Raw genomic sequence first — 17,709 nt, 5'->3', positions numbered from 1 at the left:
CCGGCCGAGGGAGGGGGCGGGGAGCCGGATACCGTCGGGGAGTGACCGACCAGCCCCAGCCCAGCACCCCGGCCGCCGCTCCCGACCTCTTCACCTGGGAGTTCGCGAGCAACCCCTACCCCGCCTACGCCTGGCTCCGCGAGCACAGCCCCGTCCACAGGACGCGGCTCCCCAGCGGCGTGGAGGCCTGGCTGGTCACGCGGTACGCCGACGCCAAGCAGACGCTCGCCGACCACCGGCTCTCCAAGAACCCGGCGCATCACGACGAGCCCGCGCACGCCAAGGGCAAGACCGGGATCCCCGGGGAGCGCAAGGCCGAGCTGATGACGCACCTGCTCAACATCGACCCGCCGGACCACACCCGGCTGCGGCGGCTCGTCTCCAAGGCGTTCACGCCCCGCCGGGTCGCCGAGTTCGCGCCCCGGGTGCAGGAGCTCACCGACGGGCTCATCGACGGGTTCGCACGGAAGGGGTCCGCCGACCTCATCCACGAGTTCGCCTTCCCGCTCCCCATCTACGCCATCTGCGACCTGCTCGGCGTCCCCCGCGAGGACCAGGACGACTTCCGCGACTGGGCGGGGATGATGATCCGTCACCAGGGCGGGCCCCGGGGCGGCGTGGCGCGGTCCGTGAAGAAGATGCGCGGCTACCTCGCCGACCTCATCCACCGCAAGAGGGAGGCGCTGCCCGACGAGCCCGCCCCCGGCGAGGACCTCATCTCCGGGCTCATCCGCGCCTCCGACCACGGCGAGCACCTCACCGAGAACGAGGCCGCGGCCATGGCCTTCATCCTGCTGTTCGCCGGTTTCGAGACGACCGTGAACCTGATCGGCAACGGCACCTACGCCCTGCTCACCCACACCGAGCAGCGCGCGCGCCTCCAGAGCTCCCTCGCCGCCGGGGAGACCGGCCTCCTGGAGACCGGAGTCGAGGAGCTCCTGCGCTACGACGGCCCGGTCGAACTCGCCACCTGGCGGTTTGCCACGCAGCCGCTCACCATCGGCGGGCAGCACATCGCGCCCGGCGACCCGGTCCTCGTCGTCCTGGCCGCCGCCGACCGGGATCCGGAGCGGTTCGCCGATCCGGACGTGCTCGACCTCGCCCGCCGCGACAACCAGCACCTCGGCTACGGCCACGGCATCCACTACTGCCTCGGCGCCCCGCTGGCCCGTCTGGAGGGCCAGACCGCGCTCGCCACGCTCCTCACCCGCCTCCCGGACCTGCGGCTCGCGGTGGACCCGGCCGAGCTGAGATGGCGCGGCGGCCTCATCATGCGCGGGCTGCGCACGCTGCCGGTGGAGTTCTCGGCGGCATGAAGTGACGAAACATCAGACCTGTGATCTTCACGTGATCTGCGCGGCATGAACTTGTGACAAGTGATCGTCTGCCGATACGTTCACCCATCATCAGCGCGGCCCTGGGGGGACCCGGCGCCGCGCCGGTCACTGCTGTCTCGCGAAAGGTCTCCGTATGCTCTCCGGGAACGGTCGGCACCGTCGCCCCCGCCAGGCTCCGGCTCTCCTCGTCGCGGCCGGGGTGACCGGCTCCGCCATCGCGATTCCGCTCCTCGGGGCCTCCGGTGCCAGCGCGGCCGACGGCACGACCTGGGACCGGGTCGCGGACTGCGAGACCGGCGGCGCCTGGAGCCAGAACAGCGGCAACGGGTACTTCGGCGGCCTCCAGTTGTCCCAGGAGGACTGGGAGAACCACGGCGGCCTCGACTACGCCCCGAGCGCCGACCTGGCCAGCCGCTCCCAGCAGATAGCCGTGGCCGAGAGAATCCTCGCCGACCAGGGGGTCGGCGCGTGGCGCACCTGCGGGCTGCTCTCCGGCCTTGAGCAGGACAAGAATTCGGACACGTCCGACTCGTCCAGCTCCTCCGACTCGTCCGCGCCGACGGACTCGCCCGGACTGCTCGACTCCACCGAGTCGCCCTCTGACGGGCAATCGACTCCGGAGGACGAAACTGACAAGTCCGACAAGTCGTCCGATTCCGCCGAGTCTTCGACACAGGACCCGTCGCCCGCCCCCGAGAGTGACAAGCCCGACAACTCCCGCCAGGACGACGGCTCTTCGGCACCCGCCGAAACCGAAACCGGCACCGCCTCCGGCCGCCACCGCGGCCCCAGTGCAGACGAGGGCACCGCGAGCGAGGACGGCCGTACGTCCGGGTCCACCGGACGGCACGCCTCGCGCGACGACGAAGCCTCCCGGGAGGCGACGGACGGCTCCTACACCGTCCGGCCCGGCGACACTCTCTGGTCCATCGCGAACTCCCTCGACCTCAGCGGCGGATGGCGCGCCCTCTACGTCGGGAACGAGACGGCCGTCGGTACCGACCCGAACCTCATCCGCCCCGGTCAGAAGCTCACGGTAGAGGGCGAAGCGGACGACAGGTAGCCGGTGGGGCAGTACGGAAACGGCGGCGGAAGTCACCCTGAAACCGTGCGAGTTCACGTCACTGTTCGCGGCTAATGTCCCTTATCGGTGCGGTGAGAGATAGATCTCAGAAGCCCTGATCGTCTTTGAAATTCCGCGGATCGCATGTCTACGGTCATGACCGCTCGCCACCGCGAGCCCCGGCTGCCGCAACGCCGAATCCTGCCAGCGGCCGTACGGGAACAGTCGTCGCGTCAAGCGCCGTAGGCAGGAGCGGGGGACCCAAGGTAAGTGCCCGACCGGCCGGTTGTGCCGGAAGGGCTTGGGGTGAAGCCGTGTCCCGGGAGGGACGCGGCCGGGCAACTCAACCGGCCCGAACCCGACAGCTCACCTCGCAGGCGTCGGTGAGGGGATCTCTCCATGCTGTTTTCCGGCAAGGGCACGCACCGCCGTCCGTCCAAGGCCTCTCGGGTCATCGCCATCGCCGGTGTCACCGGTGCCGCCGTCGCCGCCCCGCTGATGGCGGCCGGCAACGCCTCCGCCGCCACCGCCTCCGAGTGGGACGCCGTCGCCCAGTGCGAGTCCGGCGGCAACTGGTCCATCAACACCGGCAACGGTTACTACGGCGGTCTGCAGTTCTCCGCCTCCACCTGGTCCGGCTACGGCGGCACCAAGTACGCCTCCACCGCCGACCAGGCCACCAAGGAGCAGCAGATCGAGATCGCCGAGAAGGTCCTCGCGAGCCAGGGCAAGGGTGCCTGGCCGGTCTGCGGCAAGGGTCTGTCGAGCGCCGGCTACAGCGGCGGCTCCGCGCAGAGCAGCGGCTCCACCGAGACCCGCCAGACCGAGCAGCAGCCGGCCTCCCGCTCCGACGAGCGCCCGGCCCAGACCCAGAAGACCCAGAAGACCGTCACCACCCCGACCGGCAAGAAGGTCAAGAAGGGCGACGGCGAGTACAAGGTCGTCAAGGGTGACACCCTCAGCTCCATCGCGACCGAGCACAAGGTCGAGGGCGGCTGGGAGAAGCTGTTCGAGCTGAACAAGGACATCGTCACGGACGCCAACCTGATCTACCCGGGCCAGCAGCTGCACCTGAAGTAAGCAGCGCCCCGCCCGTCCCCACGGGCACGGCCCATCCCCGTCCCCACGGGTTCCCCGCCCCGGTGCGTCTTCCCCCGTACGCACCGGGGCGGGGTTTTTTCCGCCGGTCTTTGCGATCCGGCTTTGTTCCGTTCGGAAACAATTTACTCTCGGTTCTGTCCATGGGGTGGGCGACCCGGTGGCCGATCGCCCGGAGCCGGTTAGGCTCATGTCGCGAGCCACCGCGGCCCGCGCCTCGCCGGGTCCACGCGGCCCGCGTACCCGCGTCACATGAAGAAGGAGATGCTCGTGCCGTCCATCGACGTCGTCGTAGCCCGGGAAATCCTGGACTCCCGAGGCAACCCCACGGTCGAGGTCGAGGTCGGCCTCGACGACGGCAGCACCGGTCGTGCCGCCGTCCCGTCCGGCGCCTCCACGGGCGCCTTCGAGGCCATCGAGCTGCGCGACGGCGACTCGAACCGCTACCTCGGCAAGGGTGTGGAGAAGGCCGTCCTCGCGGTCATCGAGCAGATCGGCCCGGAGCTGGTCGGCTACGACGCCACCGAGCAGCGCCTGATCGACCAGGCCATGTTCGACCTGGACGCCACCGACAACAAGGGCTCCCTCGGCGCCAACGCCATCCTCGGCGTCTCCCTCGCCGTCGCCCACGCCGCCTCCGAGGCCAGCGACCTGCCGCTGTTCCGCTACCTGGGCGGCCCGAACGCGCATCTGCTGCCGGTGCCGATGATGAACATCCTGAACGGCGGCTCGCACGCCGACTCCAACGTGGACATCCAGGAGTTCATGATCGCCCCGATCGGCGCGGAGTCCTTCTCCGAGGCCCTGCGCTGGGGCGCCGAGGTCTACCACACGCTGAAGAAGGTCCTGAAGTCGAAGGGCCTCGCCACCGGCCTCGGCGACGAGGGCGGCTTCGCCCCGAACCTCGGCTCCAACCGCGAGGCCCTCGACCTCATCCTCGAGGCGATCAACGAGGCCGGTTACACCCCCGGCGAGCAGATCGCCCTCGCGCTCGACGTCGCCGCGTCCGAGTTCTACAAGGACGGCGTCTACACCTTCGAGGGCAAGGAGCGCTCGGCGGCCGAGATGACCGAGTACTACGCGGAGCTCGTCGACGCGTACCCGCTCGTCTCCATCGAGGACCCGCTGTTCGAGGACGACTGGGAGGGCTGGAAGACCATCACCGCCAAGCTCGGTGACAAGGTCCAGCTCGTCGGCGACGACCTGTTCGTCACCAACCCCGAGCGCCTGGCCCGCGGCATCGAGGAGGGCGCGGCCAACGCCCTGCTGGTCAAGGTCAACCAGATCGGTTCGCTCACCGAGACCCTGGACGCCGTCGAGCTGGCCCAGCGCAACGGCTTCAAGTGCATGATGTCCCACCGCTCCGGCGAGACCGAGGACGTCACCATCGCCGACCTGGCCGTCGCCACCAACTGCGGCCAGATCAAGACCGGCGCCCCGGCCCGCTCCGAGCGCGTCGCCAAGTACAACCAGCTGCTGCGCATCGAGGAGATCCTCGACGACGCGGCGGTGTACGCCGGCCGCAGCGCCTTCCCGCGCTTCAAGGGCTGATCGCCGAAAGGCCCGACCCGTAAGAGGCAGCGTCGTACGTACGTCCCCGTACTCGGTCCCGTACCGTGTCCGGGGACGTACGCGCGTATGACGGTGGAGCGGGAGGCGGACAGACATGGCCGTGAAGGACCGGGACCGGTTCTCCACCGCGACCAGGATCCGGCTGCTCGGCGAGCAGACCGCGGCCCGGGTCTACCGCTCCCAGACCAGGCGCCAGGCGCGCCGCTCCCGGCTGACCGGCCGGGCCGCGCTGCTCGCCCTGGTGATGTGCTCGCTGATCGTGGCCCTGGCCTACCCGATGCGGGAGTACGTCTCGCAGCGCGCCGAGATCGACGACCTCCAGCGCGAACAGCAGCAGGCCCGGCAGCGCGTCGAACGGCTGCGCGACCAGAAGGCGCGCTGGCAGGACGACGCGTACGCGGAGCAGCAGATCCGGCAGCGGTTGCACTACGTCATGCCGGGGGAGACGGGGTTCATCGTCGTCGACCCGCACGCGGCGAAGCAGTCGCACGCCGACCTCGGGGCGGCCGACCGCCCCTGGTACTCGAACGTCTGGGACGGGGTCGACAAGGCCGACGCCTTTGACCAGTGAACCCGGAACCCAGCCAGTGACCTGAACCCAGAAAGACAGCCTGAACACAGTCATGGAAACGCCCCCGCCGACCACCCCGCGCACCGAGCCCACCGACGCGGACGTCGAGGCCTTCAAGCAGCAGCTCGGCCGGCCCCCGCGCGGCCTGCGCGCCATCGCGCACCGGTGCCCGTGCGGGCAGCCCGACGTCGTCGAGACGGCCCCGCGGCTGCCGGACGGGACGCCGTTCCCCACGCTGTACTACCTGACGTGCCCGAAGGCGAACTCGGCGATCGGCACGCTGGAGGCGAACGGCGTGATGAAGGAGATGACCGAGCGGCTGGCCTCCGACCCGGAGCTGGCGGCGGCGTACCGGGCGGCGCACGAGGACTACATCAGGCGCCGTGACGAGATCGAGGAGCTGAAGAACTTCCCGAGTGCGGGCGGCATGCCGGACCGGGTGAAGTGCCTGCACGTGCTGGTGGCGCACTCGCTGGCCGCCGGCCCGGGCGTGAACCCGCTGGGCGACGAGGCCCTGGCCATGCTGCCCGAGTGGTGGCGCAAGGGCGCCTGTGTGACGACCGTCGAGGAGGACGTCCAGTGACCCGGGTCGCCGCCGTGGACTGCGGTACGAACTCCATCCGGCTCCTGGTCGCCGACGCCGACCCTGCTACGGGCGAGCTGACCGACCTGGACCGCCGGATGACGATCGTGCGGCTCGGGCAGGGCGTCGACCGCACCGGCCGGCTCGCCCCCGAGGCGCTCCAGCGGACCTTCGCGGCGTGCCGCGAGTACGCCACGGTCATCAAGGAGCACGGGGCGGAGCGGCTGCGGTTCGTCGCCACCTCCGCCTCCCGCGACGCCGAGAACCGCGACGAGTTCGTGCGCGGCGTGCTGGACATCCTGGGCGTCGAGCCCGAGGTGATCTCCGGGGACCAGGAGGCCGAGTTCTCCTTCACCGGCGCCACCAAGGAGCTCGCCGGGCGCGACCACCTGCCGAAGCCCTACCTCGTCGTGGACATCGGCGGCGGCTCGACCGAGTTCGTCGTCGGCGACGACCGGGTGCGCGCGGCGCGCTCGGTGGACATCGGCTGTGTCCGCATGACCGAGCGGCACCTGGTCCGGGACGGGGCGGTGAGCGACCCGCCCTCGCAGGAGCAGATCGCGGCGATGCGGGCGGACATCGAGGCCGCCCTCGACCTCGCCGAGGAGACGGTCCCGCTGCGCGAGGCCCGCACGCTGGTCGGCCTGGCGGGGTCCGTGACGACCGTGTCGGCGATCGCCCAGGAGCTGCCCGAGTACGACTCGGCCGCCATCCACCACTCCCGTGTCTCCCACGACCGGGTCCGCGAGATCACCGAGTGGCTGCTGCGCTCCACGCACGCCGAGCGCGCGGCCGTGCCCTCCATGCACCCGGGCCGGGTCGACGTGATCGGAGCGGGGGCCCTCGTCCTGCTGTCGATCATGGAGCGGATCGGCGCGGAGGAGGTCGTGGTCAGCGAGCACGACATCCTCGACGGCATCGCGTGGTCGGTCGCCTAGGGCGGGCTCCAGGCCGCTTCTGAGCAGGCAAGGATCACGTTTGAGCGCCTCCGGGGGGCTCGCGCGAGCCCCCCGGGAGCAGCCCTCCGGAAAAGTTCGTGAAGTTCTTCACAAGGAATTCGGCACTCCAGGGCGACGAGAAGGGTCGCGTTGACCCTTCTGGGGGCCCAAGAGGCCTTTGAACGCGTTCAGAAGCATGGTATGGGCGCCCCTGGGAAGGTGCCCGCAGAAGGGTCCGGCGGAGGGCTCACAGGGGGGTCCGCGGGCCAGAGAGGCAGCTCACGCGGCATTGACAACGACCCGCACTGCACAATCGATCCGGGTTGTCACCATGACATGGATCACGGGGGTCGCGGAGGATAACACACACCCTGCCGAAGCTTGTGAAGGGGCGCACGAGCCACCCCCCTGAGACGGGTGGATACTCGATGGCATGAGCACCACGGAGCGTCCCAGGATCCTCGTAGTAGGCGGTGGGTACGTAGGCCTGTACGCAGCTCGACGCATTCTGAAGAAGATGCGTTACGGAGAGGCGACCGTCACGGTCGTCGACCCCCGGTCGTACATGACCTACCAGCCCTTCCTCCCCGAAGCCGCCGCCGGCAACATCTCCCCGCGCCACGTCGTCGTCCCGCTGCGACGCGTGCTGCCGAAGGCGGAGGTTCTCACCGGCCGGGTCACCACCATCGACCAGGACCGCAAGGTCGCCTCGATCGCCCCGCTGGTCGGCGAGGCGTACGAGCTGCCCTTCGACTATCTGGTCGTCGCGCTCGGCGCGGTCTCCCGCACCTTCCCGATCCCCGGCCTCGCCGAGCAGGGCATCGGCATGAAGGGCATCGAGGAGGCCATCGGCCTGCGCAACCACGTCCTCGAGCAGCTCGACAAGGCCGACTCCACCACCGACGAGGAGATCCGTCGCAAGGCGCTCACCTTCGTCTTCGTGGGCGGCGGTTTCGCCGGTGCGGAGACCATCGGCGAGGTCGAGGACATGGCCCGGGACGCGGCGAAGTACTACAAGAACGTGTCCCGTGAGGACATGCGCTTCATCCTGGTCGACGCCGCCGACAAGATCCTCCCCGAGGTCGGCCCCAAGCTCGGCAAGTACGGCAAGGAGCACCTCGAGGGCCGCGGTGTCGAGGTCTACCTGTCCACCTCCATGGACTCCTGCGTCGACGGCCACGTGGTGCTGAAGAACGGCCTCGAGGTCGACTCCAACACGATCGTCTGGACCGCCGGCGTCAAGCCCAACCCGGTCCTCTCCCGCTACGGCCTGCCCCTCGGGCCCCGCGGTCACGTCGACTGCGAGACCACGCTCCAGGTCAAGGGCACCGACTACATCTGGGCCGCGGGCGACAACGCCCAGGTCCCGGATCTGGTCGGCCGCAAGGCGGGCAACGAGAACGCCTGGTGCCCGCCGAACGCGCAGCACGCGCTGCGGCAGGCCCGCGTCCTCGGCGACAACGTCCTGTCCGGCATGCGGGGCTTCCCGCAGAAGGACTACTCCCACGCCAACAAGGGCGCGGTGGCCGGTCTCGGCCTCCACAAGGGCGTGGCGATGATCGTCATGGGCAAGATGAAGATCAAGCTCAAGGGCCGTCTCGCCTGGTACATGCACCGTGGCTACCACGGCATGGCGATGCCGACCTGGAACCGCAAGATCCGCGTCTTCGCCGACTGGACGCTCGGCATGTTCCTCAAGCGCGAGGTCGTCTCGCTCGGCGCGATCGAGACACCGCGCGAGGAGTTCTACGAGGCCGCCAAGCCGGCCCCGGTCGCCGCCGCGCCCAAGGAGAAGACCGAGGCCAAGGCCAAGGAGAAGACCGAGGAGAAGGCCAAGGCCTCCTGACCTCCGGTCGGTCACCTGCCTGACGAAGGATTCCGCCGAGGACTCCCCCGAAGGACTCCCCCGAAGGACCTCCCGCCATCCGTGGTGCGGGAGGTCCTTCGGCGTTCCCGTTCCTTCGGCGTGGTGGTTTTGCCCAGACATGACGCGTGCCGGGGACTGCGCGAAGGCCCCGCAGGTGTTTACGTGGTGTCGGACATTCCGGGATTCCCCGTCATGGAGGTGTACACCATGGCAGACGCCGCATCGCGGCTCCAGGACCTCTTCGCACAGTTGGTGGGAGCGCCGCTTCCCGTGCGCATCCGCGCCTGGGACGGCTCGCAGGCGGGTCCGCCGGGCGCGCCGACCCTGGTCGTACGCAACCGCCGCGCTCTGCGCCGCCTGCTGTGGAAGCCGGGCGAACTCGGCCTGGCCCGGGCCTGGGTGGCGGGCGACCTGGACATCGACGGCGACCTCTACACCACCCTCGACCTGCTGGCCGGACACATCTGGGAGCGCGACGAGGACGCCCGCACCCTCGCCCAGGCCCTGCGCGACCCCGAGGTCCGCGCCGCCGTACGCGGGCTCGTCAAGCTCGGCGGGACCCCGCTGCCGCCCGCCCCGCCCCGCGAGGAGGCCCGTCGGCCCCGCCGCAACCTGCACACCAAGCGCAGCGACAGACGCGCCATCAGCCACCACTACGACGTCGGCAACGACTTCTACGAGATCGTCCTGGGCCCGTCCATGGTGTACTCCTGCGCCTACTGGCCCAGCCCCGACAGCACCCTCGAACAGGCCCAGTACGACAAACTGGAACTGGTCTGCCGCAAGCTCGGCCTGAGCCCCGGTCAGCGGCTCCTCGACGTCGGCTGCGGGTGGGGCTCCATGGCCATCCACGCCGCCCGGGAGCACGGCGTGAGCGTCGTCGGCGTCACGCTCTCCCAGGAGCAGGCCGCGTACGCCCGCAAGCGCGTCGCCGACGAGGGACTCACCGACAAGGTCGAGATCCGCGTCCAGGACTACCGTGACGTCCGGGACGGGCCCTACGACGCGATCTCCTCCATCGGCATGGCCGAACACGTCGGCGCCGACCGGTACCTGGACTACGCCCGCGACCTGCACGAGCTGCTCAAGCCCGGCGGGCGGCTCCTCAACCACCAGATCGCCCGCCGCCCGCAGCGGGACGAGACGACGTACAGCGTCGACGCGTTCATCGACTCCTACGTCTTCCCCGACGGCGAGCTCCAGCCCGTCGGCAGCACCGTCGCCATGCTGGAGCGCGCCGGGTTCGAGGTCCGCGACGTCGAGTCGATCCGCGAGCACTACGCCCTCACCCTGCGGCAGTGGGTCGCCCGACTGGAGGCCGACTGGCCGCGTGCCGTCCAGCTCACCAGCCCCGGCCGGGCCCGCGTCTGGCGCCTGTACATGGCCGCCTCCGCACTCGCCTTCGAACGCAACCGCATCGGAGTCAACCAGGTCCTGGCGGTACGGACCCCCGAGTCCGGGGCGTCGGGCATGCCACTGCGCGCCCGCACCTGGAACTGAACGCGGAAGGGCCCCGGTTCCGGCCGACGGGGACCGGGACCCTTCGGTGCGGTGACCGGAAAGAGGACCGGGACCACATCCGCGGTCCGTCCCCGGGCGCGACGGGGCCCGGTCCCGCGGAAGCCGGCCACGGAACGGTCGACGCGGCCCCCGAATCCCCCGCCGCCCTTCGGACCCGGCCTCCGCACGTGGCCTCCGCACGTGGCCTCCGGACGTGGCCCCCGGACCCAGCCTCTGCGCGCGGCCTCCGGACGCGGCCTCTGCGCGCCCGCCGGGCCTGGCCAACGCACGTGGCCTACGCACGTGGCCTCCGGACCCGGCTTCCGCATACGGCCCCTGCACGCGGTCTCCGGACCCCGGTCTCCGGACGGGGTCTCAGCCCGGTCTCCGCATGCGGTCTCTGGGCTCGGCCTCCGGACGCGGTCTCAACCCGGTCTTCGGACGGGGTCTCAGCCCGGTCTTCGGACGGGGTCTCAGCCCGGTCTTCGGACGGGGTCTCAGCCCGGTCTCCGCACGCGGTCTCCGGACGTGATCTCAGCCCGGTCTCCGCACGCGGTCTCCGGACCCGGCCTCCGCACGCGGCCTTGGCACGCGGTCTCCGGACCCGGCCTCCGGACGCGGCCTCCGGACCCGGCCTCCGCACGTGCCTCCGGAACCGGCCTCCGGACCCGGCCCCCGCACGTGGCCCACTCGTCTCCCGCACGCGGCCCACGCGTCCGCGTGCGTCGCGGCCCCCCCGGCACCTGGAGCCGAGACGTCGAAGGGCCCCTTTCCCGCCGTGGGAAAGGGGCCCTCGCGTGTCGGGGCTACGCCGCCTTGATCGCCTCCAGCATGTTCAGACGGGCCGCCCGGCGGGCCGGCCACAGTGCGGCGAGGACGCCCACCGTCGCGGACAGCAGCAGGAACACGCCGATCCGCGCCCAGGGCAGGACCAGTTCGTAGGTCGCCATCTTCGAGGCCAGCAGCTCACCGGCCGCCCAGCCGAAGAACACGCCCAGGCCGATGCCCAGCACCGCGCCGAACAGGGAGATCACCAGGGACTCCAGGCGGACCATCCGCTTGATGCCCTTGCGGTCGAGGCCGATCGCCCGGAGCATGCCGATCTCCTGGGAGCGCTCGAAGACCGACATCGCCAGGGTGTTGATGACACCGAGGACCGCCACGATCACCGCCATGGCCAGCAGGCCGTAGACCATGTTCAGCATCAGCGTGAACATCTGCGCGATCTCGTTGGAGATGTCCTGCTTGTCCTGGACCTTGATGGCCGGGTTGGTGCCGAGGGCCTTCTCCAGCTTGTCCTGGTTCGCGCCGGACGTGCCGTCGGCGGTCTTCACCATGACCTTCATGTTGTACGGGTCCGACTCGTGCGGGGCGAGGATCTTCTCGTCGAGCAGGATGCCGCTCAGGAAGTCGTTGCTCTCGTAGGTCCCGGCGACCGTCAGCTTCTGCTTCTTGCCGTCTTCGAAGGATGCGGTGAAGGCGGAACCGGCCTTCCAGCCGTGGGACTTGGCGGTCTCGCTGTCCACGACGACCTGGGAGCCGCCGACCTTGAAGGAGCCCTCGTCGACCTTCGGGCCGGCCAGCTCGCCGATGGCGGCGCCGTTGACGCCGGTCAGGTACTCGGTCTGCCCGTCGATCCGGGAGGCGGCGTTGAGCATCGGGCTGGTCGCGGTGACGCCGTCGGTCCGCTCCAGCTTCTTCTCGACGTCCGGCGACAGCGCGTTGCCGTTCGCCATGGACACGACGTAGTCCGCCTTGATCGACGACGACGCCATCTTCTCGATGGCCTGCTGCAGGCTGCCCGCCATCACCGTCATGCCGGTGATCAGGGTCAGACCGATCATCAGCGCGGAGGCGGTGGCGGCCGTACGGCGCGGGTTGCGCACCGAATTCTGCCGGGCCAGCTTGCCGGAGACACCGAAGGCGCGCAGCACCGGTGCGGCGGCGGCGATCAGTGGGCGGGACAGCAGCGGCGTCAGGATGAACACGCCGATGATCAGCAGCACCGCGCCGAGGCCCATCGGCAGCTGCCCGTCCGAACCGTCCATGGTCGTGGCCACGAGGACCACCGCCACGCCCGCGGCCGAGACCAGGGCGCCCAGCGTGTTGCGCAGCACCAGCGACTTCGTCGTGGCCTTGGCGTGCACGCTGTTCATGGCCGCCACCGGCGGGATCTTCGCGGCCCGGCGGCCCGGCAGCCACGCCGCCAACATGGTCACCAGGATGCCGACCGCGAGCGCGGCGACGATCGTCGTGGGCTCGATGACCAGCGGCCCGTCGGGCACGGACGCGCCGAACGTCCCCATCAGGGAGCGCAGTCCGGCTCCGATGCCGATGCCCGCGACCAGCCCGGCCACCGCGGCGACCGCGCCGACCACGAACGCCTCGATGAGCACCGACCGCGTCACCTGCCGGCGCGAGGCGCCGACCGCCCGCATCAGGGCCAGCTCCTTGGTGCGCTGGGCGACCAGCATGGTGAAGGTGTTGGCGATGATGAACGTGCCGACGAACAGGGCGATACCGGCGAAGACCAGCAGGGCCGTCCGCATGCCGCTCATCGACTCGGAGATCGCCCGCGCCTGGTCGTCGGCCAGCTGCTTGCCGGTGGTGGTCGAGACGGTGCCCTGGGGCATCGCCTTGTCCAGCTCCGCCTTCAGCGCGGCCTGCGAGACGCCCGGCTTCGCCTTGACGTCGATCTGGTCGTACACGCCCGCCTTGCCGAACAGCTTCTGGGCGGTCGCCGTGTCGAAGAGGGTGAGGCTGCCGCCGGCCGCGACGTTGCCGTCGTCGGTGGTGAAGATGCCGGTGATCTTCGGGGTCAGGACCGGCCCGTCGACCGACATGCGTACGGTGTCGCCGACCTCGTAACCGGCGCGCTTCGCCGTCTCGGAGTCGATGAGGATCTCGCCCGGGCCCTTGGGGGCGTGCCCGCCGACCAGGGGGTAGCGCGGGTCCTTGGTGCCCCAGTAGTTGCCGCCCTGCGACTGGAAGCCCTCGCCGATCAGCTTGCCGTCCTTGTCGGCGACGGCGGTGAAGCCCTGCACGACCCCGATGGCGGACGCCGCCCCGGGGACCCGCTCGCTCTTGTCGAGGGTGGCCTGCGTCAGGTCGTGGGTCTTGCCGACCCGGTCGCCCTCGGCCTCCTGGTAGTCCGCTGTCATGGCGACGTCGACCTGGTCGAAGCCCTTGGCGGAGCTCTTCTGGAAGGCGTCGGAGATGGTGTTGGTGAAGACCAGGGTCCCTGACACGAAGGCCACGCCGAGCATCACGGCGAGCACGGTCATCAGGAGCCGGGCCTTGTGCGCGAGCACGTTGCGCAAGGCGGTACGGAACATGGGTTCTTCTTCTCAGTCCTGTCGGTCCTGACGGGGGATCAGCTGGTGCGGCCCTTGGCGTCGAACGCCTTCATGCGGTCCAGGACCGACTCGGCCGTCGGCCCGTGCATCTCGTCGACGATCCGGCCGTCCGCGAGGAAGATCACCCGGTCCGCGTAGGCCGCGGCCACCGGGTCGTGGGTCACCATCACCACCGTCTGGCCCAGTTCGCGCACGGAGTTGCGCAGGAAGCCCAGCACCTCGGCGCCCGAGCGCGAGTCGAGGTTTCCGGTGGGCTCGTCCCCGAAGATGATCTCGGGCCGCGAGGCCAGCGCCCGTGCCACGGCGACGCGTTGCTGCTGACCGCCCGACAGCTGGGAGGGCCGGTGGCCGAGCCGGTCCGCCAGACCGACCATCCCGATGACGGAGTCCAGCCACTGCCGGTCCGGCTTGCGGCCCGCGATGTCCATCGGGAGGGTGATGTTCTCCAGGGCCGTCAGGGTCGGCAGCAGGTTGAACGCCTGGAAGATGAAGCCGATCTTGTCCCGGCGCAGCTTGGTCAGCTGCTTGTCCTTCAGGGAGCCGAGCTCGGTGTCGCCGATGCGCACCGACCCGGAGGAGAAGGTGTCGAGACCGGCCACGCAGTGCATCAGGGTCGACTTGCCGGAGCCGGAGGGGCCCATGATCGCGGTGAACTCGGCCTGCCGGAAGTCGACGGAGACCCGGTCCAGGGCGACCACCTGGGTCTCACCCTGTCCGTAGACCTTCGACAGATCCGTGGCGCGCGCGGCCACGGTGGTGGCCCGGTCGGTGAGCGGTGCGGTGGTCACGGGATGGCACTCCTGTCGGACGGCGGTGTTCTTGGAAGGACTCGTTCCATCGTCCGGGTCCCACGCCGCCGTGTAGTCACCCGTTGTTCTGGTTCCGGGGGCCGTCTGCGGTCTGACCGCGAGGGGCGGTGTCATACCTGGGGATGACGAACACCCCTGAGAGGACCGCATGTCGGGGGGCCGAGCGGCCCAGGTGTGGGGGAACCGAGGGGTCCAGGTGTCAAGAACAGGTGGAGTGCCCTCGTTCGGGCGGTGAAATTCCGTCATTCCGCATGCGCCGCCGACGGTCGCACGCAAGGCTACTGGCAAGTGCGGATGGCGCGTTCCGTGTGCTGATGCACCCTCAGACGTCAATAAAATAAGACAACATCGGTCCGCCCTTCCGCTGTTCGGGGTACCCGTCCCGATAGTCTCGGAACCTCGATGCGGAGCCCATGGCCTGCCCGGATGGTGGAATGCAGACACGGCGAGCTTAAACCTCGCTGCCCCTTCGCGGGCGTGCCGGTTCGAGTCCGGCTCCGGGCACCTTCCGATCCCTGTGTGGTCCATTGAGAAGTTCGCGGCGTGCCCGTTGACAGCGGTCGCGTGCCGTCAGAGACTCACATCCGACAACGGTGAAGGAAATTTCACCTGACGAACGGATGGGAAGGGGTCGCCCGATGCGCACCACCGTCGGCATCATCGGAGCCGGCCCCGCCGGCCTCCTCCTGGCCCGGCTGCTCCACAACGCCGGCATCGACTCGGTCGTCCTGGAGAGCCGCGACCGCGCCTACGTCGAACAGCGGCAGCGCGCCGGGATCCTGGAGCAGGGCACCGCGGACGTGCTGCGCGCGGCCGGAGCCGGGCAGCGCATGGACCGCGAGGGGCTGCGCCACGACGGCATCGAACTGCGCTTCGACCGCAGACGTCACCGCGTCGACTTCCCCGCCCTCACCGGCGGACGCTCCGTGATGGTCTACGCCCAGACCGAGGTCTGCAAGGACCTCATCGCCCTCCAGCTCGCCGAGGGCGGCCCGCTGCTGTTCGAGGCGGAGGCGCTGGCCGTGGAGGACGCCGGCACCGACGCCCCGCGCGTCCGCTTCCGGCACGAGGGCCGCGAGGACGTCCTGGAGTGCGAGTACGTCGTCGGCTGCGACGGCTTCTGGGGCGTGGCCCGCAAGGCGATCCCGGCCGGACTCACCCAGGTCTTCGAACGCACGTACCCCTTCGGCTGGCTCGGCATCCTCGCCGACGTGCCGCCCTCGCACGACGAACTCGTCTACGCCCGCCACGACCGCGGCTTCGCCCTGCTCTCCATGCGCTCGCCGTCGGTCTCCCGTCTCTACCTCCAGGTGCCCGACGGCACCGACGCCGAGGCGTGGAGCGACGAGGAGATCTGGGACGAGCTGGAGCGCCGCTTCGAGACCGCCGACGACTGGCGCCTGGAGCGCGGCCCGATCACCCAGAAGTCGGTCACGCCCATGCGCTCCTACGTTCACGAGCCCATGCGCCACGGGCGCCTCTTCCTCGCCGGCGACGCGGCCCACATCGTGCCGCCCACCGGCGCGAAGGGGCTGAATCTCGCCGTCGGCGACGTCGTGACGTTCGCCCGGGCGCTGGCCCACCGGAACGAGACCGGCTCACCGGAGCTGCTCGACGCCTACTCGGAGACCTGCCTGCGCCGGATCTGGCAGGCCGAACGGTTCTCCTACGACATGACGACCCTCCTGCACCGCACCCCCGGCGCGACCGGCTTCGAGGACCGGCTCCAGCTCGCCCGGCTGGACCGGATCGCCTCCTCCCGCGCCGCCGAGACCGATCTGGCCGAGGGGTACACGGGCTTCCCGTTCGGGTGATGCCCCGGGTGACGTAAGGACGGCGTCAGCGGGTGATCTCCGTCCGGTTCCGGACGTGTCGCAGCTTGGTGATGAATGACCCCCTCCGATGAGGGGAATCACGAAGCCGCGTAGCGTGTTGCGCAGCACGACGAGGGAAAGATCCTCCCCAAGCACTAGGGTCATTCCTTTGCCTACCTATTACTCTTGAGCCAAGGCCACGAAGTGTTGGCCATGGAGGAGTGAAATGAGGAGCAGAAACCCGGTCTTCTCGCGACGGGGGTTCAGCCGCGACAACGGCTACGCGGGCTTCAACACCGCGCCGCAGGCCGGGGGTCCCGCTGTCGCCACCCAGGGCAACCCGTACGCGCAAGCGCCGACGGGCAACCCCTACGCGCAGAACCCGTACGCGCAGAACCCTTACGCCCAGCAGGACCTGCAGTACGGCGCGCCGCCGCAGGCCCCGGCCACCACCGGCCGGATGACCATCGACGACGTCGTCCTGCGCACGGCGAGCACGCTCGGTGTGCTCATCCTCACCGCGGCGCTCTCCTGGGCCCTGCTGCCGGTCGACGACGCCAACATCAGCCGTAGCTACGGCATCGGTATCGGCGCCGCGCTGATCGGCATGGTCCTGGCGTTCGTGCAGTCCTTCAAGCGCAAGGCCTCGCCCGCGCTGATCCTCACGTACGCCGCGTTCGAGGGTGTCTTCCTCGGCGTCGTGTCCAACATCGTCGACAACCGCATCGCGGACGGCGCGGCCATGCAGGCCGTGATCGGCACGATGGCGGTCTTCGCCGGTGTGCTGATCGCCTACAAGGCCGGCTGGATCCGAGTCAACCGCCGCTTCTACGGCTTCGTGATGGCGGCCGCGCTCGGCTTCATCCTGCTGATGATGGTGAACCTGCTGTTCGCGGTGTTCGGCGGCGGTGACGGCCTCGGCTTCCGCAGCGGTGCCCTCGGTGTGATCTTCGGCATCGTCGGGATCATCCTCGGCGCCTGCTTCCTCGCCCTGGACTTCAAGCAGGTCGAGGACGGCGTCGCCTACGGCGCCCCGCGCGAGGAGGCGTGGCTCGCGGCCTTCGGCCTGACGCTGACGCTGGTGTGGATCTACCTGGAGTTCCTGAGGCTCATCTCGATCCTCAACAGCAACGACTAGTCTCCGACGCGTCGTGCGCGAAGGGCCCCGGCTTCGGCCGGGGCCCTTCGTCGTGGTGCGCGC

Annotated in this window: 13 protein-coding genes, 1 tRNA gene and 1 riboswitch; of the genes, 12 read left to right on the top strand and 2 right to left on the bottom strand. The window is 70.1% G+C overall.

Annotation, left to right across the window (positions count from 1 at the left end):
* The first annotated feature begins 41 nt into the window (after window positions 1-41).
* The 9 genes from ACH4G3_RS29265 (at window position 42) to ACH4G3_RS29225 (ending at window position 10,529) form a co-directional block, all read left to right on the top strand.
* Entirely contained in the window at window positions 42-1,316 is a 1,275-nt protein-coding gene (locus ACH4G3_RS29265; protein ID WP_397627315.1) for a cytochrome P450 family protein, read from the top strand.
* Window positions 1,317-1,470: 154 nt separating this feature from the next.
* The gene (locus ACH4G3_RS29260; protein ID WP_397627314.1) at window positions 1,471-2,400 is read left to right on the top strand and encodes a transglycosylase family protein; all 930 of its coding nucleotides are present in this window, start codon (window positions 1,471-1,473) and stop codon (window positions 2,398-2,400) included.
* Window positions 2,401-2,628: 228 nt separating this feature from the next.
* Window positions 2,629-2,795, top strand: a riboswitch (cyclic di-AMP (ydaO/yuaA leader).
* Window positions 2,796-2,799: 4 nt separating this feature from the next.
* Window positions 2,800-3,480 (top strand): transglycosylase family protein, encoded by a 681-nt coding sequence (locus ACH4G3_RS29255; RefSeq protein ID WP_397627313.1) that lies wholly within the window; start codon window positions 2,800-2,802, stop codon window positions 3,478-3,480.
* Window positions 3,481-3,768: 288 nt separating this feature from the next.
* A complete protein-coding gene (eno, locus tag ACH4G3_RS29250; protein ID WP_128092713.1) occupies window positions 3,769-5,049 on the top strand; it encodes a phosphopyruvate hydratase in 1,281 nt (426 codons plus the stop codon).
* 115 nt (window positions 5,050-5,164) lie between these two features.
* Window positions 5,165-5,641: an FtsB family cell division protein gene (locus tag ACH4G3_RS29245; RefSeq protein ID WP_397627312.1), complete on the top strand. Its 477-nt coding sequence runs from the start codon at window positions 5,165-5,167 to the stop codon at window positions 5,639-5,641.
* A gap of 52 nt (window positions 5,642-5,693) precedes the next feature.
* A complete protein-coding gene (locus ACH4G3_RS29240; RefSeq protein ID WP_354744413.1) occupies window positions 5,694-6,224 on the top strand; it encodes a DUF501 domain-containing protein in 531 nt (176 codons plus the stop codon).
* Complete coding sequence (locus ACH4G3_RS29235; protein ID WP_397627311.1) at window positions 6,221-7,162, top strand: Ppx/GppA phosphatase family protein; 942 nt, start codon at window positions 6,221-6,223, stop codon at window positions 7,160-7,162. The genes ACH4G3_RS29240 and ACH4G3_RS29235 overlap by 4 nt, the downstream gene beginning before the upstream one ends.
* Window positions 7,163-7,595: 433 nt before the next feature.
* Complete coding sequence (locus ACH4G3_RS29230) at window positions 7,596-9,008, top strand: NAD(P)/FAD-dependent oxidoreductase (protein ID WP_354744409.1); 1,413 nt, start codon at window positions 7,596-7,598, stop codon at window positions 9,006-9,008.
* Window positions 9,009-9,236: 228 nt separating this feature from the next.
* Window positions 9,237-10,529 (top strand): class I SAM-dependent methyltransferase, encoded by a 1,293-nt coding sequence (locus ACH4G3_RS29225; protein WP_397627310.1) that lies wholly within the window; start codon window positions 9,237-9,239, stop codon window positions 10,527-10,529.
* A gap of 806 nt (window positions 10,530-11,335) precedes the next feature.
* Here ACH4G3_RS29225 and ACH4G3_RS29220 read toward each other — a convergent pair.
* Window positions 11,336-13,864: an ABC transporter permease gene (locus ACH4G3_RS29220; protein WP_397627309.1), complete on the bottom strand. Its 2,529-nt coding sequence runs from the start codon at window positions 13,862-13,864 to the stop codon at window positions 11,336-11,338.
* A gap of 38 nt (window positions 13,865-13,902) precedes the next feature.
* On the bottom strand, window positions 13,903-14,673 hold the full coding sequence (locus tag ACH4G3_RS29215; RefSeq protein ID WP_397627308.1) for an ABC transporter ATP-binding protein: 771 nt from the start codon (window positions 14,671-14,673) through the stop codon (window positions 13,903-13,905).
* Window positions 14,674-15,114: 441 nt separating this feature from the next.
* Here ACH4G3_RS29215 and ACH4G3_RS29210 point away from each other — a divergent pair.
* The 3 genes from ACH4G3_RS29210 to ACH4G3_RS29200 all read left to right on the top strand — a co-directional run bounded on the left by ACH4G3_RS29210 (window position 15,115) and on the right by ACH4G3_RS29200 (window position 17,646).
* Window positions 15,115-15,198 (top strand) — tRNA-Leu (locus ACH4G3_RS29210).
* Window positions 15,199-15,332: 134 nt separating this feature from the next.
* Window positions 15,333-16,508, top strand: coding sequence for a 4-hydroxybenzoate 3-monooxygenase (locus tag ACH4G3_RS29205; protein ID WP_397627307.1), 1,176 nt, complete (start codon window positions 15,333-15,335; stop codon window positions 16,506-16,508).
* Between the two features lie 226 nt (window positions 16,509-16,734).
* Window positions 16,735-17,646: a Bax inhibitor-1/YccA family protein gene (locus ACH4G3_RS29200; protein WP_397627306.1), complete on the top strand. Its 912-nt coding sequence runs from the start codon at window positions 16,735-16,737 to the stop codon at window positions 17,644-17,646.
* Window positions 17,647-17,709 lie beyond the last annotated feature (63 nt).

The sequence above is a fragment of the Streptomyces afghaniensis genome, assembly GCF_044327915.1.
In the GTDB taxonomy this organism is placed as follows: domain Bacteria; phylum Actinomycetota; class Actinomycetes; order Streptomycetales; family Streptomycetaceae; genus Streptomyces; species Streptomyces afghaniensis.
This window is presented reverse-complemented; position numbering and strand designations above follow the sequence as displayed.

What these genes read in the sequence shown, in the direction of transcription:
- ACH4G3_RS29200 (WP_397627306.1), top strand. Translation starts at nt 16,735, where the DNA reads ATGAGGAGCAGAAACCCGGTCTTCTCGCGACGGGGGTTCAGCCGCGAC.
- ACH4G3_RS29245 (WP_397627312.1), top strand. Translation starts at nt 5,165, where the DNA reads ATGGCCGTGAAGGACCGGGACCGGTTCTCCACCGCGACCAGGATCCGG.
- ACH4G3_RS29255 (WP_397627313.1), top strand. Translation starts at nt 2,800, where the DNA reads ATGCTGTTTTCCGGCAAGGGCACGCACCGCCGTCCGTCCAAGGCCTCT.
- ACH4G3_RS29240 (WP_354744413.1), top strand. Translation starts at nt 5,694, where the DNA reads ATGGAAACGCCCCCGCCGACCACCCCGCGCACCGAGCCCACCGACGCG.
- ACH4G3_RS29230 (WP_354744409.1), top strand. Translation starts at nt 7,596, where the DNA reads ATGAGCACCACGGAGCGTCCCAGGATCCTCGTAGTAGGCGGTGGGTAC.
- ACH4G3_RS29260 (WP_397627314.1), top strand. Translation starts at nt 1,471, where the DNA reads ATGCTCTCCGGGAACGGTCGGCACCGTCGCCCCCGCCAGGCTCCGGCT.
- ACH4G3_RS29220 (WP_397627309.1), bottom strand. Translation starts at nt 13,864, where the DNA reads ATGTTCCGTACCGCCTTGCGCAACGTGCTCGCGCACAAGGCCCGGCTC.
- ACH4G3_RS29225 (WP_397627310.1), top strand. Translation starts at nt 9,237, where the DNA reads ATGGCAGACGCCGCATCGCGGCTCCAGGACCTCTTCGCACAGTTGGTG.
- ACH4G3_RS29205 (WP_397627307.1), top strand. Translation starts at nt 15,333, where the DNA reads ATGCGCACCACCGTCGGCATCATCGGAGCCGGCCCCGCCGGCCTCCTC.